1 protein-coding gene and 1 pseudogene are annotated in these 1,425 nt (G+C 75.4%); both read right to left on the reverse strand.

Going from position 1 to position 1,425, the window contains the following annotated elements; translation table 11 throughout:
- A pseudogene (locus tag KVS67_RS11455) lies at positions 1-215 on the reverse strand (MFS transporter); the annotation flags it as partial.
- A partial coding sequence (locus KVS67_RS11460; protein ID WP_217565387.1) for an acyl-CoA dehydrogenase family protein occupies positions 212-1,425 on the reverse strand: 1,214 nt, incomplete at its 5' end. The gene KVS67_RS11460 and the pseudogene KVS67_RS11455, both read right to left, overlap by 4 nt.

The raw sequence follows: 1,425 nt of genomic DNA on the forward strand, positions 1-1,425 counted from the left end.
GCCACGATCCCGCCCAGCGGGCGCAGCACGACGCCGACGGCGAGCGTGGCGAACGAGGCGAGGGTCGCCCCGAACGCGGTCTGGCCGGGGAAGAACTGCACGTTGAACACGAGCGCGGCGGCCAGGCCGTAGAGGTAGAAGTCGTACCACTCGATGGTGGTGCCGATGAACGAGCCGAGCACGGCCCGGCGACGGTGGGTGCGCAGGGTGCTCATCGGGCGGCCTCCCCGGAGGCGGGGGCGTCGGCGCCGAGGGGCGCGGAGGCGGCCGGGGCGTCGCCGATCGCGTTGAGGCCCTCGGGCACGGTGCCGTTGATCCAGAAGTCGCCGATCGCCCGGGCGCGGAACGCGATGGGATTGTGCGTGGCCACCGTCTGCGCGTTGCGCCAGTGCCGGTCCAGGCCCTTGGCGGTGCTCGTGGCGGAGGCCCCACCGGTGAGGAACAGCTCCTGGGCGGCGCCGAGGGCCAGCTCCGGGACGGTCACCTGGGCGTGCTCCACCGCCAGCTCGGCCCACGTGAAGGAGGCGGGCACCTCCTCGGGGGCGCCGGAGCCGGTGCGGCCGGCCTCGTGGTCCGCGAGCGCCGCATCCAGGGCGTCCGCCGCCGAGAGCACCGCGGCCTCGGCCGTGAACGCCTTGGCCGCGATCCGCCCGACGGCCTCCTGGATCAGCGGGTCCTCCCGGAACGGCAGGCCCAGGCCCGTGTTGAAGGTGCGCACGCGGACGGCCACGGCGTCGGCGGCGTCCCGACGGGCCGCCCGGGCGATCCCGGCGAGGACGGCGAGCAGGATGAGCTGGAACCACGCCGCCTCGTAGACCGCCTCGGCGCTGCCGGGTGCCCGGTCGAGCACGTCCTGCGGCGGCACGGCGACGCCGTCGAACACCGCGGTGCCGGTGCCGGTCAGGCGCTGGCCGAAGCCGTCCCAGTCGTCGTCCAGACGCACACCCGGGGCCTCCACCGGCACGACGGCGAAGCGCCGGCCCGGGGCCGGTCGCCCGTCCGCGTCGGTCTGGGCGGCGGAGACGCGCGTGTGCGAGGAGAAGATCGAGCCGGTCGCGTAGAACTTGGTGCCAGTCAGGGTCCACGGGCCGTCGCCCGCGGGTGCCGGGGTGAGGACCGTGTTGAGCGTGCCCAGCGCGTTGCCGCCCTTCTCGGTGGATGCGTTGCCGACCGTGGCGCCGGCCAGGATCCGGGCATGCCAGCGCTCGCGGACGGCCTCGGGCTGGAAGCGGAGGGAGTCGAGGAATCCCAGGTGCGAGCGGTAGAGGTGCGCGACGTTCGCGTCCGCCTCCGCCAGGTCGATCAGCAGGGCCACGGCGGTCCGCACGTCCACACCGGGCCCACCGGCCTCCGCGGGGACCCGCAGCGTGGCGAAGCCGGCCTCGTTGAGGGCACGGACCTCCTCGAACGGGAGGGCCCGGCCGC

The organism is Micrococcus sp. GbtcB5 (assembly GCF_019091605.1).
Classification (GTDB): Bacteria; Actinomycetota; Actinomycetes; order Actinomycetales; family Micrococcaceae; genus Micrococcus; species Micrococcus luteus.